Annotated in this window: 10 protein-coding genes; 7 read left to right on the forward strand and 3 right to left on the reverse strand. The window is 63.3% G+C overall.

Annotated elements, in window-relative coordinates:
• Window positions 1-35: 35 nt before the first annotated feature.
• Window positions 36-758 (reverse strand): LysM peptidoglycan-binding domain-containing protein, encoded by a 723-nt coding sequence (locus tag DFO58_RS02670; protein ID WP_120989227.1) that lies wholly within the window; start codon window positions 756-758, stop codon window positions 36-38.
• Window positions 759-897: 139 nt separating this feature from the next.
• Between DFO58_RS02670 and DFO58_RS02675 the strand changes: the two genes are divergently transcribed.
• The 5 genes from DFO58_RS02675 to DFO58_RS02695 all read left to right on the forward strand — a co-directional run bounded on the left by DFO58_RS02675 (window position 898) and on the right by DFO58_RS02695 (window position 9,872).
• On the forward strand, window positions 898-1,458 hold the full coding sequence (locus DFO58_RS02675) for a hypothetical protein (protein WP_147407175.1): 561 nt from the start codon (window positions 898-900) through the stop codon (window positions 1,456-1,458).
• 87 nt (window positions 1,459-1,545) lie between these two features.
• Entirely contained in the window at window positions 1,546-2,211 is a 666-nt protein-coding gene (locus DFO58_RS02680) for a hypothetical protein (RefSeq protein ID WP_146955835.1), read from the forward strand.
• Window positions 2,208-3,455 carry a chromosome partitioning protein gene (locus DFO58_RS02685; RefSeq protein WP_120989229.1) on the forward strand — a complete coding sequence of 416 codons (1,248 nt, stop codon included), beginning with the start codon at window positions 2,208-2,210 and terminating at the stop codon, window positions 3,453-3,455. The genes DFO58_RS02680 and DFO58_RS02685 overlap by 4 nt, the downstream gene beginning before the upstream one ends.
• A gap of 108 nt (window positions 3,456-3,563) precedes the next feature.
• The gene (locus DFO58_RS02690; RefSeq protein ID WP_286163453.1) at window positions 3,564-8,378 is read left to right on the forward strand and encodes an NAD-glutamate dehydrogenase; all 4,815 of its coding nucleotides are present in this window, start codon (window positions 3,564-3,566) and stop codon (window positions 8,376-8,378) included.
• 9 nt (window positions 8,379-8,387) lie between these two features.
• Window positions 8,388-9,872, forward strand: a complete 1,485-nt coding sequence (locus tag DFO58_RS02695; protein ID WP_053798406.1) for a PAS domain-containing sensor histidine kinase — start codon at window positions 8,388-8,390, stop codon at window positions 9,870-9,872.
• A gap of 105 nt (window positions 9,873-9,977) precedes the next feature.
• Here the strand turns inward: DFO58_RS02695 and DFO58_RS02700 are convergent, their stop codons facing one another.
• A complete protein-coding gene (locus tag DFO58_RS02700) occupies window positions 9,978-11,702 on the reverse strand; it encodes a lytic transglycosylase domain-containing protein (protein WP_053798405.1) in 1,725 nt (574 codons plus the stop codon).
• 205 nt (window positions 11,703-11,907) lie between these two features.
• On the opposite strand from DFO58_RS02700, the gene DFO58_RS02705 reads away from it, so the two are divergent.
• On the forward strand, window positions 11,908-12,261 hold the full coding sequence (locus tag DFO58_RS02705) for an Rv2175c family DNA-binding protein (RefSeq protein WP_053798404.1): 354 nt from the start codon (window positions 11,908-11,910) through the stop codon (window positions 12,259-12,261).
• A gap of 96 nt (window positions 12,262-12,357) precedes the next feature.
• Here the strand turns inward: DFO58_RS02705 and DFO58_RS02710 are convergent, their stop codons facing one another.
• Window positions 12,358-13,464, reverse strand: coding sequence for a polyprenyl synthetase family protein (locus tag DFO58_RS02710; protein ID WP_082344792.1), 1,107 nt, complete (start codon window positions 13,462-13,464; stop codon window positions 12,358-12,360).
• 157 nt (window positions 13,465-13,621) lie between these two features.
• Here DFO58_RS02710 and dinB point away from each other — a divergent pair, with 157 nt between their 5' ends.
• On the forward strand, window positions 13,622-14,797 hold the full coding sequence (gene dinB / locus DFO58_RS02715; protein ID WP_120989230.1) for a DNA polymerase IV: 1,176 nt from the start codon (window positions 13,622-13,624) through the stop codon (window positions 14,795-14,797).
• Window positions 14,798-14,929: the final 132 nt, after the last annotated feature.

Raw genomic sequence — 14,929 nt, forward strand, 5'->3', positions numbered from 1 at the left:
TGGATGACGTGCGGCGGCAGGATGCGCCGCCCGGTTCACTGCAGGGGTGGAAGCACGAGAACCGCTCCGACCTGGAGCAGGTCCGGGTCCGCGCCGATGACCGTGCGGTTCAGCTCGTAGATGCGGGGCCACAAGGCGGAGATTTCCGCGATGGTCGCCTGCCGACCGAGCATGTGCCCGGCGATGCTCCACAGCGTCTGCCCCTCGGCGACCACCACCTTCTGCCGCGCGTCCCGGGGCGGCTCAGAGGATTGCTTCTGCCCGCCGACGATCCGGGCCATGGGCACATTGACGGGTTCGGCGGACCAGCGCGGCGAGGGCAGTCGGTCAACGGGGGTGCCTGGCTCGGAGGTCATGCTGGTGCGCGCGCCTGACGACGCCGCGGACTGCGAGGCCGCGAGGGCGTGTTGGGCGGGATCCGGAGCTGCCCAAGCGGCGGCAACAGCCGTGGAGGACAACGTCAGCGACGCGCCCAAGGCCGTGCCCAGCACGCTGCGCGCCAGCCGAGGGGCCACCCGTTGCAACAGCCGCAGGGTGCGTTGATGCTGCCGGGCCGCGGCCCAGGTGATGGCGCGGGCCGTGACGGTGCGCAGGGTGTAGAGCCCTAGGAAAAGCGCCGCGGCGTAGAGCGCGGGGAGGGCGACGGTGCCTGGACCCGGGTTCGCGGAATCGAAGACCGGGCGTTCTTGCCAGATCCAGAACGCAAGTCCTGCCAGGATGATGCCGCTCCCCAACGCCAGCAGCGTCAGGAGAATCATTCGTCGCAAGCCATCCATAGTTAGAACTCTTTTCATCTCATTTGACGCGATTTGATGAAGTTTGACTCACATGATGACAGCTTGGATCTATTTTGTGAAGAGGGTTTCGCCAACAAGTTTTCGCTCGTACAGTGGGCACATGCGTTGGGATTCACTTTTCGAGGACCTCGAATCACAGCTTCAAGCGCAGCTTGAGGCGCAATTCCGCGACGAGGTCGCCGAAAACATCCGCATTGAACGCGCTACCGAAAACCTGGCGGGAAAACTCAGGGCGTTGACCGGTAGCACCGTGCAGCTGCAGCTGCCAGGCTCTGTCGAAGCAGTGGGTACGGTAGGGCCGATGGGGGAGGACTACCTCTGCGTGGACGCCGAGGCCTCCAACCTGCTCGTCACCCTGCGAGCCATCCGGCGGATCACCGTGCCCCGCTCGTCAAGGCCCACGGCCCTGCCAAGACCCGAGCCCTCGCCCGTCAAGCTGCCGGCTCTATTGCGCGGGCTGCTGCGAGACCGGAGTCGGATGCGGATCCACGACGGGCATGGCGAGCTGCTGGCCGAAGGCACACCCACCCAAATCGGCCAGGACTTCTTGGTGATCGCCGCCCATCCGCGAGACGAGTTCCCCCGGGAATCCAGCATTACTGAACATTCGATCGTGCCTCTTGCCGCCATCGGGTGGATCTCGATTCCCCGGGGTTACTAATCCACAGTTTTCAACTTCGGCCTTTCGCGCTCCACCAACTTGTCGTAGGCTCGGCTCACATATATCCATGTGTTGGAGGTGCGTGCCGTGCCAGCAGAACGACGTGCGAACGAGTCCCATCCTGCCGCCGCGGCGAGGATCAAGCGGCCCAGCTGGAAGGATCCCCGGTTGGCTCTCGGCGCGGTGCTGGTGACCGCATCGGTCATCGGCACGGTCTACCTGGTGCGCGGCATGAACGAAACGACCACCGTGTACGTGGCCGGTGCGAATATCACCCTGGGCGAGCAGCTCACCAGCCGCAACCTCAAGCCGCAGGAAGTCCAGCTCGGCGATTCGCTGGCCAAGTACCTGGAAGAAGACACCCTGGATCTGGGCAATGCGCGGGCCAACACCTTCATCGGCGCCGGCGAGCTCATCCCGCTGTCATCGATCACCAGCAGCGAGCTCGGTTCGCGCCGCCCAGTGAACCTGGAGCTGCCGGCAGACCTGAGCGATGCGATTACGCCTGGAAGCTTCGTGGATGTCTGGGTCGCCCGGCGCGAAGCAGGCGGCACCAGCTACGGCGTGCCCGAACAGCTGGCGGTAATGGTCGAGGTCTCGGCCCGCGTCGCCCACGCCGGCGGGCTGGTCGGTAACAACGGAACGAACCTGGAGCTGCTGGTTGAATCCGACAAGCTGGAGGCTTTCCTGCAGGCTCTGGCCAACGATGCGCGGATCACCGTGATCTACAACCCTGCAGGCGGGCAGCAATGAGCATTTCGGTAGTGGTGCTCGGGCGCGACGAGCATCTGGTGCGCCAGATCGAGGGGTATCGCGGAGAGCTGATCGTGGTCAGGGTCTGCGACGACGCGGCGGAGGCCATCGCTGCCTGCACCGCCGGTGCGGTCGATGTCTTGCTGGTTTCCGAGCGGGCTCTCATGCCGCCGATGGAGCAAGTCGACCAGCTGACCGTACAGCGCACCATGGTTGCGCTGCTGGATCCGAAACCCGAGCGCACCGCCGCCGTCCCGGGACTTGTGGAAATCCAGGACACCGTCGGCATGGTCGAGCTTGAAGCGCTCATCACCCAGGCACTGGTCGGCCTTAGCCAGGAGGCAACGGAGCGGGAACCCGGATCCACGACAGCTCAGGGCAGCGGGGCGGGACGCGAGGGCAGCATCGTCTGCTTCTGGGGCTCCCCGGGCTCCCCGGGGCGCAGCACCGTCGCGCTGAACTACGCGGTCGAAGCCGCGGTGGCCGGGCTCTCTGTGGTGCTCCTGGACGCCGACACCTATGCCGCCTCCCTGGCAATCCAGCTCGGCCTGATGGACGAATCGGCCTCGATCGCCCAGATGTGCCGTGTGGTCGACTCAGGCTCCCGCGACCCGGCCCGCCTCCGCTCCGCCTGCCTGGCCGTCGAGGTCGCAGAATCCACGCTGATGGTCGCCACCGGCATCCCTCGGGCCAGCCGCTGGCCCGAGGTCCGTGCCGCGGCCCTGCGCAGGGCCGCGCTGACCCTTCGCGCCCACCATGATCTGGTGGTGCTCGACGTGGCGCCCTACATCGAGCTGGACGAGCAACTCAGCTTCGACACCCAGGCGCCCCAGCGCAACGCGGTCACCGTGGAAATGCTGCAGTGCGCCGATGAAGTTTTTATGGTGGTCGCCGCCGACAGCCTGGGCATTCCCCGGGCATTGCGGGCCATTGACGAACTCGAGGAAAAAGTCCCGGGAATCGAGGTGAAAATCATCTTCAACAAAGTATCCTCGGGTAATTCCGGACACGGACCCAAGCGCCGTATTCTGGAGGCCTGGGAGCGTTTTGGACCAACGCACCCCGTCGTTGGATTTCTGCCCAATGACAACCCAAATTGCCATGCTGCAATCTTGGCTGGAAGCCCATTAGTGGAAATAGCTCCCAAAAGTTCATTACGTTCAGAAATCCGGTCGTTGGCTGGCATTAAATCTTCGGATTCCCCGGCTAAGGGGAAGACTCGTCGATTGGCAAAGAACCTGTGAGCCCGAAGCGCTGGAAACATGTAATGTGGGTAAAACTACGGGTCCGCAAAGGCGCGGACCAATCGAACCGTTCTTGGAGGCGTTCACTTGAACTCGTCGGATTCCAGCATGACTGAATCATTCATGGAGGAGACTCTCACCCCAACCCTGGTGAGCGAGTACTACGGCCAGATCGCGAAAGAGGATGTTGCGGCCTACAGGCCCAACGAACTCGAATCGCGTGTTGCCGCCCATCTGGAAATCGGCTATCAGCGCGAAGCTGATCACGCCAACGTCGCCATCACCCGCAATGCGGGCATCTCGGTGGTCAACATCGTCACCGACGACATGCCGTTCCTGGTGGACTCGGTCACCGCGGCGCTCGTCAAACGAGAAGCACCCATCCAGCTTGTGGTCCACCCGACCTTCGTGGTTTCCCGCGACCGCACCAACGGTCAGATCCAGAACCTACGCCACACCGGCACCCAGCACATGGCCAGCGGCGACACCGCTGCGCTGTCGGATTTGAGCACATTGGTCTCCTCCGACTCGCTGACCAAGATCGAATCGTGGATCTCGGTGGAGCTTGCCCGCGAGCTGAGCGACGAGCAGGCCGAAGCCATCATCACCGACCTCTACCACGTCCTGGGTGACGTGCGCGTCGCCGTGAAGGACTGGCCGGCCATGCTGGACCAGGCCAAGGCCATCGCCGAGAGCCTGCCGCAGACCACCAACGCCGGCCAGATCGCCGAGCTGGAGCAAGCCGTGGAGCTGCTGAACTGGATGGCTGACGACAAGTTCACCTTCCTGGGCTACCGCGAATACGACCTGGACACCGTGAACGGCGAAGACGTCCTGGTGGCCCGCCCCGGCACCGGCCTGGGCCTGATGCGCGAACTGGAAAACCAGGGCCCGCAGCACCTGACCAAGCGAGGCCGCATCACCGCCCGCGACAAGCGCGCGCTGATCGTCACCAAGGCCAATGCCCGCTCGACCGTGCACCGCGGCGTCTACCTGGACTACGTGGGCGTCAAGAGCTTCGACGCCAACGGCGAGGTCAACGGCGAACGCCGCTTTATCGGCCTGTTCTCCTCCAGCATGTACACCTCCAGCGTGAAGTCCGTCCCGGTCGTGCGCGAAAAGGTCAAGGCCGTGCTGAAGAATACCGGATTCGCCCGCAACTCGCATTCGGGCAAGGACATCACCACCATCCTGGAGACCTACCCGCGCGATGAGATGTTCCAAATCTCCGTGGAAGACCTGACCTCCACCGCCCTGGGCATCCTGCGCCTGCAGGAGCGCCGCCGCACCTCGGTATTCATCCGCACCGACGACTACGGCCGCTTCGTCACCGCCATGGTCTACATTCCGCGCGACCGCTTCTCCACCATGGTCCGCCACCGCGTGGAGCATGAACTGCAGACCTCCTTCAACGCCGACTCCGTGGAATACGAGGCCCAGCTGGGTTCCGGCGCGCTGGTGCGCCTGTTCTACCGCCTGCGCCTGCAGCGCCACGGCCTGGCCCCGGTCGTCGACCGCAAGGCCCTGGAGAACCGCATCGCCATGGCAGTGCGCTCCTGGTCCGACGCCATCGTCGACGCCGCCCGCGACAGCCTGGAAGCCGGCGTGGCCAACCAGCTGTCCAACACCTGGGCCGAGGCGTTCCCCGCCTCCTACAAGGTCCAGTTCGAAATCGACGACGCGCTGAACGACATCGAGCTGCTCGCCGAGCTGCAGGAGCCTGCGGCCGCCGCCGGCCCGGTCGTCTCCTTCTACGACCCGAAGACCGACGACGAAGACGCGCTGGTCACCAAGCGCATGAAGATCTACGTCGACCGCCCGCTGCTGCTTTCGCGCATCCTGCCGGTGCTGCAGGACCTCGGCCTGGACGTCGTTGACGAGCGTCCGTACGAGCTGAACCCGGAGGGCATCGGCCAGCGCTTCATCTACGACATGGGCCTGAAGGTCGACGAGTCCGTCGACTTCTCCGCCATCCAGGACAAGCTGGCCGCCGCCTACGCCGCGGTGGTCCGCAACGACGCCGAATCCGACAGCCTCAACGCCCTGGTGCTGCGCGAAGGCCTGGACTGGCAGGAAGTCGCGATGCTGCGCGGCTACGCCCACTACCTGCTGCAGCTGGGTGTGCCGAACTCGACCGGCTTCATCGCCAACGCCTTGGTCAGCAACGCCGCAGTCACCCACGGCATCGTGGAACTGTTCCACGCCACCTTCGACCCGAAGCTGAGCGCCGAGCAGTCGCAGGCGCTGCGCGCCTCCGCCCATGAGAAGATCACCGAAGCCCTGGAGGCCGTGCCGACGCTGGACGCCGACACCCTGCTGCGCCGTTTCGTCAAGGTCATCGAGGCCACCAAGCGCACCAATTACTACGCCGAGAACCAGCAGGCGCTGGCCTTCAAGCTGGCTCCGGAGGAAATCGACTTCGCTCCGTTCCCGCGTCCGAAGCACGAGCTGTGGGTCTACTCGCCGCGTGTTGAAGGAACCCACTTCCGCTTCGGCGCCGTCGCCCGCGGCGGCCTGCGCTGGTCGGATCGCCGAGAGGATTTCCGCACCGAGGTGCTGGGGCTGGTCAAGGCGCAGATGGTGAAGAACTCCGTGATCGTGCCGACCGGCGCGAAGGGCGGCTTCTACGCCAAGCAGCTGCCCAACCCGGCCGTTGACCGCGGCGCCTGGATGGAGGAAGGCAAGGGCGCGTACCGCGTCTTCATCCGCACCCTGCTGGAGCTGACCGACAACCTGGTGTCCGACGAGAACGGCGAGCACGTCGTGGCCCCGCCGAACGTGGTGCGCCGAGACGGGGACGATACCTACCTGGTGGTCGCCGCCGACAAGGGAACCGCGAGCTTCTCCGATACCGCGAACGAGATCTCCGAGGAAAAGGGCCACTGGCTGGGCGACGCCTTCGCGTCCGGCGGCTCGGTGGGCTACGACCACAAGGGCATGGGCATCACCGCCCGCGGCGCCTGGGAATCGGTCAAGCGCCACTTCTTCGAGCTGGGCATCGACACCCAGACCCAGGAGTTCACCGCGGTGGGCGTGGGCGACATGTCCGGTGACGTGTTCGGCAACGGCCTGCGACGCACCAAGACGATCAAGCTGGTCGCCGCATTCGACCACCGCGACATCTTCCTGGACCCGACCCCGAACCCGGAAGCAGCCTTCGAGGAGCGCGAGCGCCTCTACCACTTGCCGCGTTCCAGCTGGGCGGACTACAACCGCGAGCTGATCTCCGCCGGCGGTGGCGTCTACTCGCGCAGCCTGAAGTCGGTGCCGGTCAGCCCGGAGGTCCGCGAGGTCCTGGGTCTGGACGCCTCGGTCACGGCCATGTCGCCGAACGAGCTGCTCAAGGCCATCCTCTCGGCCCCGGTCGACCTGCTGTACAACGGCGGCATCGGCACCTACGTGAAGTCCTCCGCGGAGAGCCACGGCCAGGTCGGCGACCGCGCCAACGACTCGATCCGCGTGGACGGTGCGGACCTGCGGGTGAAGGTCGTCGGCGAAGGCGGCAACTTGGGCATGACCCAGCTGGGCCGCATCGAGGCGGCGCTGAACGGGGTCATCCTGAACACCGATGCCATTGACAACTCGGCCGGCGTGGACACCTCCGACCGCGAGGTGAACATCAAGATCTTCGTTGACCGCCAGATCAAGGCCGGCAACATCGATCCAGCCGAGCGCAAGGAATTCCTGCTGTCGATGACCGACAACGTGGGCGACCTGGTGCTGCAGACCAACTTCAACCAGAACGTGCTGCTGCTGAACGAAAAGCATGCCGCGCAGACCTGGGCTCCGGCCTACGAGCGCCTGATGCAGTGGCTCGAGGTGCACGCGGACCTGAACCGGGAATTGGAGTTCCTGCCCAGCTCCGAGGAGCTGGAAGCGCGCCGTGCCGCCGGCGGCGTCATGACCGCACCGGAGCTGTCGGTGCTGGCCGCCTACGCGAAGATCCAGCTGGCCCACGCCTTGTCCGAATCCGACCTGGCCGATGACCCGTACTTCGCGCAGACCATGCGCCGGTACTTCCCGGAGCACCTGGTGGAGCGATTCGGAGACCAGCTGCAGTCCCATCCGCTGCGCAAGGAGATCATCGCCACGGTGATCGCCAACGACATGGTGAACATCGGCGGCATCACCTATGTGTTCCGCGCGATGGAGGAAACCAGCGCCAGCGAAGTGCACATCGCCAAGGTCTTCTGCGCCCTGCGCGAGGTCTACCGCTTCGACGCTCAATTCGACGCGATCAACTCCCAGCCTGCCGGCACCGACGTGGACTATTGGGGACGCCAGCACCACGACATGCGCCGCCTGCTGGACCGGGCCACCCGCTGGTTCATCAACCGCGTCGACCAGGAACTGCTGGTCGGCCAGGCGGTGGAGCGCTACGAGTCGATCGTGACCCAGCTGCGCGAAGAGCTGCCGCAGCTGCTGCGCGGCGACGACCAGGAACGTTTCCAGCAGTGGCATGCGGATGCGTTGGCCAACGGCATCGGCGAACGCCGCGCCAGCATGTGGGCCTCGCAGTTCGAATCCTTCGCGCTGCTGGACGTGGCGGATCTGGTGCACCGCACCCAGGAGGACGTGGAGAAGGTCTCGCAGACCTACTTCATGCTCTACAACCTGTTCAACGTCGACACGCTGCTGAACCGCATCACCAACCTGCCGCGATCCGACCGCTGGCAGGCGCTGGCCCGCGCGGCCATGCGAGATGACCTGTACAGCACGATCATCGACCTGACCAACGACGTTCTGGAATCCTCGGGCCAGATCACCGACGTGGCAGAGCGTGTTGCGGCGTGGGAAGAGGCAAACGCGGCTAATCTGGATCGTGCGAAGGCAATGTTCGCTGAAGTGAACAGCCTGGAACGCGATGACATGGCATCGCTGTCCGTGGCCCTTCGCCTGCTGCGTTCCATCGTCCGGAGGTAATCACCCCTAATGGCCCTCATCACCGAAGATCTACGTCGAAAAGCCGACCTCGGCCCCGGTGATGAGGACTGGCTCCACCTGCTGGTGGGGGACTGGCAGCTGGTCGCGGACCTCGCGTTCGCAGACCTGGTGCTCTGGTTCCCCACCGGCGATGGATCCTATGTCGCCTTGGCGCATGTGCGCCCGTCCACCTCGCACACGACCTTCCACACCGACTTCGTCGGTGAGCGCATCCGCAAGGATCTGCGCATCATGGTGGACCGCGCCTGGGACAGCCGAACCATCCAGCGTTCGGCCGAGCATCCCGGCGCCGATTTGATTCCTGGACTGACCACCGTTCAGGCTGTCCCGCTGGTTCGCCAGAACCGGACCGTCGCGGTGATCACCTCGCACTTCGACCGCAACCAGTCGCGCACCCCCTCGAACTTGGAGCTCGTCTACCGGCAAAGCGCAGACGACTTGCTGGCTATGGGCACCAAGGGGCTGTGGCCCGACTTCGCCAGCCCCACCGGCTCGCGCCGCGGTGCGCCCCGCGTGGGCGACGGCTTCATCCGCTTGAGTGTGGAAGGGACGGTGGAATTCGCCAGCCCCAACGCGGTCTCGGCTTTCCGCCGCCTCGGCGCCGCCGACGTGCTGCAGGGCCAGCCGCTGGCCGACCTGACCATGGCGCTGGTTCGCGACCGCCGTGTGGTCGATGAAACCCTCCCATTGGTCCTCCAGGGCAAGATGCCGTGGCGCACTGAAGTCGAGTACCGCGGCGTCACCCTCTCCCTGCGCGCCATCCCGCTGCGCGATGAATCCAAGCGCTGGGGCGCACTGGTCCTGTGCCGGGACGTCTCGGAACTGCGCCGGCGTGAAAAGGAGCTGGTGACCAAGGACGCGACCATTCGCGAGATCCACCACCGGGTGAAGAACAACCTGCAGACCGTGGCGGCGCTGTTGCGCATGCAGTCGCGGCGCATGAGCTCGGACGAGGGCAAACAGGGTCTGGAACAGGCCATGCGCCGGGTATCCACGATTGCTTCGGTCCACGAGTTCCTGTCCAAGGGACTGAACGAAACCGTGAAGTTTGACGACCTGATGGACCGCCAGTTCCGCCTGATCGTTGAAATCGCTTCGCCGGGGCAGAAGATCTCCACGTGCCGCGAAGGGGAGTTCGGCATGCTCGACGCCGACTTGGCCACCCCGCTGTCGTTGGTGATCAATGAACTGGTGACCAATGCCGTGGAGCACGGCTTGGCCAACCGCGACGGACAGGTGGCACTGATCGCCGAACGCTATCTCGGCACCGACTCCAAGGACTGGCTCAGGGTGACCATCGAGGACGACGGCCACGGGCTGCCGGAAGGGGAGCGCCGTGAAGGTCTCGGCCTGCAGATCGTGCGCACCCTGGTGACCAGCGAGCTGTCTGGGGAAATCCGCTGGCTGCCCGGTGACGAGGGGGGAACGCGGGTAGTCATCGAAATGCCGCTGACCCTGGATCGGCGGGCCTAGCGCCGCAGGACCGCGAAACGTCCAGCTGGTGCGCGCACGCCGGACGCAAAGCAAGGGGCGGCCCGGAGAAGTGGAAACTTCTCCGGGCCGCCCCTTGCGCAGTATTTAGCGGTACTGCTTCATCAACGACTTTACGCTGGCCACGTAGCGTTTGGTGTCGTCGTACATGCCGTACTTCCTCACGCCGCCGAGGCCCTGGTAGTACGCGGCGATGGCATCGTCCAGGTTGTCGGTGTTGTCGAGGTTGTAGCGGATGACTGCAACACCTGCGGTCACGTTGTCCTGCGGGTTGAGCAGGTTCAGCTTCTTGCCCAGGCGGGAGGACATCCATTCGCCGGTGCTCGGGATCACCTGCATGGCGCCCAGGGCGTTGGCGGGGGAGACCGCACGCATGTTGAATCCCGACTCCTGCATGGAGTGCGCCAGCGCCAGCGCCGGGTCAACGCCCATGCGGTTGGCGGTGGACACGATAATGCTTTGCATCTCGCTGCGGCTCGGCACCGAGATCGAGTCCAGGTAGTCCTTGTTCTCGTTCGCGCTGCTGACCACGTGGTCGGCATAGGTGCGGCCGAGGAAGGTATTGCCGATCTTCTTCTTGGATCCACCGGTGGAGGTCGAGGACACCGAGGAGCCGCTGACCTTGACCTTGGTCCCGATCTGCAGCGGGGTCGAGGTGCTCAGCTGCGGGTTCTTGTCCAGCAGGTCTGACAGCTTCATTCCGTGCTTGGCCGCAATGCCGCCGAGGGTGTCGCCGGACTTCACCGCGTAGCTCGAAGCCTTGGACGATCCGCCCGAAGGCTTGGACGACGAGGAGGACGAAGAGGACGACGAAGCGCTGCCCGAGACCTTGATCTTGTCGCCCGGGAAGATCGGCTTGGAAGCCGAAATGCCGTTCAGGCTCAACAGGGTGCCCAGCTTCATGCCGTTCTTGGACGCGATGCCGCTGAGGGTGTCGCCCGACTTCACGGTGTAGCTCGCTCCGCCGGAAGGCTTCGAGGAAGACGAGGACTTGCCCGAGGAGCTGGAGGGGTTGGCCGAGCCGTTGATGGTGAGCTTGTCGCCCGGGAAGATCGGCTTGCTGGCCGAGATGCCGTTCTTGCTCAGCAGAGCCGAGAGGCTCATGTTGTGCTTGATGGCAATGCCGCCGAGGGTGTCTCCGGCCTTCACAGTGTAGCTGGCCGAGCCGGAACTGGTCGACGAGGACTTGCTCGACGATGACCGCTTGCTGGAGCTTTCGGCTGATCCGCCATCGACCTTGACCTTGTCGCCCGGGAAGATCCTCGTGCTGGAGGAGATGTCGTTTTTCTTCAGCAGGTCGGACAGGCTCATCTTGTGCTTGGCCGCGATCGCGCTGAGCGTGTCGCCGGACTTTACGGTGTAGCTGCTGGTTGCGGATGTGTTCGAAGACTTCGAGGACTTCGACGACGAGGAACCGTGGCCTGGCACCTTCAAGGTCTTGCCAGCGACGATGAAGTCGCTCTTGAGGTCGTTCAGGTCTTTCAGCTTGGAAACGGTGGTCTTGTACTCCACCGCCAAGCTGGACAAGCTGGCGCCTGCCGGGATCTTGATTTCCTTGGTGCTGGCCTTGGCAGGCAGGCCCAGGGAAGGCACGCGGGAAGCAATCAGGTGTGCCTTGATCTGATCTTCAGCGATCTTGATGTTTTCGGGTGTTACCGACTTCGCGGCCGAGCCTGGGGTGTTTACCGATACTGCTGGCGCTGCGTACGCAGCCGGGGCCAAGGCGAGGCTGCCGATGACAGCAGCGGGGATCGCTGCACCTGCGACAACACCTAGCGCATGCGTGGAGACATGGGTCGCTTTGTGGGGCATAGAGTCATTCCTCATTTGTACGGTTGCGATAATCGCGAACAGTCACAAGTGCACCTGAACCGGCTGCTTCAGGAGTTGTTTGTGTTGCAATTGTTATCAAAGTGATACATGAAAATTTACACTACTTGTGTGACGCATGGAAACAGCTGTGACTGGTTTGAACAAAGTTTCTGCGGTGAATCGCAATTTATGGGAACCTTAAGGGGTGAATGACATTCAAGAACTTGTTGGCCAGTGGCTGACCCTGCCCGATCTGGCCGAAGAACTAGACATTGATATTCGCCGCGTGCATCGCATGCTTGATGAGCGTGCGATCGTGGCTCTACGCATCGGCGAGCGCAAGGTTCGTTCGGTTCCTGCGGAATTCGTTCAGGATGGCACGGTTGTCGAGAGCCTCAAGGGTACCTTGTCGGTGTTGAAGGACTCGGGCTACTCCGATGAAGAGAGCGTCAAGTGGCTCTTCACCGAGGACGAGTCGCTTCCGGGCACCCCGATGAACGCGCTGCGCTCGGGCCGCAAGACCGAGATTCGCCGTCGCGCGCAAGCATTGGCTTGGTAGATACACAAAGCTTTGTATAAAGAATAGGTCTCGACATTCCTTTATTTGGAAGGAAAGTCGAGACCTATTGTTATCTATCGGTGATGTTGCGCAGGGCTAGCTACTGCGTTTGGTGACTGCATCGCTGAGGAACTTCATGCCGGCCAGCGCGAGGTCGTGGGTCTGGATTTCTCCCAGAGCCTGCAAGGACTGGACAGTTAGTTCGCTGATGCTGCGTTCGGTCTCCTGCAACGCACCGCTGCCCTGCAGGATAGTACTGAGCTTCTGCACTTCAGCGTCGGACAAGTCCAGGGCGCCGAGCCTGTTCTGGATGAAGTCCTGTTCCTCAGGGGACGTCAGCAGCAGTGCGTGGGCGATGAGTTCGGTCCGCTTGCCTTCACGCAGGTCGTCCCCGGCCGGCTTGCCGGTGATCTCGGGATCGCCGAAGACTCCCAGCACGTCGTCTCGAAGCTGGAATGCCTCGCCCAAGGGCAGTGCGAACGCGCTGTAGCTATCGAGCAGCTCAACGTTCGCGCGGCCGAGCGCACCGCCGAGCAGAATCGGATTCTCGGCGGAGTACTTGGCCGACTTGTAGCGGACGATGGTCCGGGCGCGCTTCACGGCTTCGGCCGGATCGTAGGCGGGGCCGGCCGACTCTTCGAGTACGTCGAGATACTGCCCGGCCATGACCTGGGTCCGCATGCGATTGAAGATGGTGCGCGTAGCGGCGTCAACGCTTGGAATCGCCGCGAAAAGCTCTTCACTCAATGAAAGGCACAAATCGCCGGTCAGGATGGCGCTGGCCATGCCGTAGTTCGCGGCGCTGCCGGACAAGCCCAGCGACTTGTGCTGCGCTTCAAAGTGCTTGTGCACACTCGGACGCCCGCGGCGGGTATCCGAATTGTCGATGATGTCGTCGTGGATCAACGCCGCGGCTTGGAAAAGCTCCAGCGCGGCGCCCAGCTGGATGACCTCTGCAGAATCCCTGGCGCCGCCTGCGCCCAGGAATCCCCAGTAGGCGAATAGCGGACGGAGCCGCTTGCCGCCCCGTGTCAGATCCCGAATCGCGTTGACGATTTCAGTTGCGCTGGTGGTAATTGACGAGACTTCATCATTCTTGTCGGAAAGGAAGTCCTCAAGCTTTGCGGCAACGGCGTCCGTATAGCTCCGGCTCAGCTCCTGGACTTCAGGCTCAAAGGCCGAGACGGTTTCAGGCAACGACATGCAAAATCAATTCTCCGCGTGAAGGGGCAGATGGCTAGGATCAACTCTACCGGGAATCCGGGAGGAAATTTCCCGGATGCCATGGGCAAGTGCAAATGCAGTTCCGGGGTGTTCGGCCGCCAGCGCACTGTCGGGAGCGCGCACTAATATAGCTGTCATGAATGACAAAGAGCATCGCGCGATCCTGCACGTGGACATGGATGCCTTTTTCGTCTCGGTGGAACTTATCGACCATCCCGAACTTCTCGGCGAGCCAGTGATTGTCGGATTCCCGGGTGGGCGCAGTGTGGTCCTGTCGGCCTCCTACGACTGCCGGGCCAGGGGAGTTCATTCGGCCATGCCGATGAGCCAGGCGATTGCGCTGATGCCCGAAGCAAACATTGTTGAGCCGGTCCACGGCAAGTACAACGCCATTTCCGAACGGATCATGGCTTACCTGCACACCGTGACCCCGGTGGTGGAACAGGTCAGCGTCGATGAGGCATTCCTCGACGTTACCGGGAGCATGAGGATGCTCGGAGGGCCGGTTGCCATCGGCCGGCGAATTCGAGAGCACATCCAGAGCGAATTCGGCCTGCCTTCCAGCGTTGGCATCGCCCGCAACAAGTTCGTGGCCAAGTTGGCTTCGACGTATGCCAAGCCGAACGGGATGACGGTCGTCGCGCCGGAACGCACCCTGGAATTCCTGCATCAGCTTCCGGTCACCAAGATGTGGGGAGTGGGCAAACGAACGGCAGACCAGCTCCACTCGCTGGGCATCGACACCGTGGCCCAGCTCGCGACCGAACCTGAATCGCGGCTCGTGCAGAAATTCGGGGAGCATGGCCGGGCTCTGTATTTGCTGTCCCAGGGCATAGATAACCGCCCGGTGCAACCCGTGCGGGAGGAGAAGAGCCTTTCCGCCGAATATACATTTTCCACGGATATCCGGGACAAGGACGTACTGGAGCGCGAACTGCTGAGGCTCGGGCACCGGGTCGGCCAGCGGTTGCGCGCCCAGGACAAAGTGGCTCGCGGCGTGGGAATCAAGTTGAAGTACCAGGATTTCAGTGGGATCAACAGGTCCAAGACCCTCGCCGCCGCAACAGATTCATCTTCGATGATCAGTTCCGAAGCGATTAGCCTGTTCCGCAACCTGTGGCCGCTGGCCCAGCCCATCAGGCTGCTTGGGGTCAGAGCCGAACGGCTTGAAGACTCGGCACAGGGGATTCAGCTGAGCCTGGATCCCAAAGACGAAAAAACACGGGAGGCCGAGCGGATCGCCGACCTGATCAGCCAGAAATTCCCGACGTCCTCCACCGGTCCGGCGCGTTTTCTGCGACCCAAGGAGTAAAGAGCATGTTTTGCCTACCAATGCCTAAGTTAACAGTGGTTAAGATCAACTAGCAGGGCGACGTCAAAAGAGACTATCCTAGAAGTGGGTTCGAATTATGACTGGGAACTTTTCCCGAGCATGAGGCGTTGA

The sequence above is a fragment of the Arthrobacter sp. AG1021 genome, from assembly GCF_003633665.1.
Classification (GTDB): domain Bacteria; phylum Actinomycetota; class Actinomycetes; order Actinomycetales; family Micrococcaceae; genus Glutamicibacter; species Glutamicibacter soli.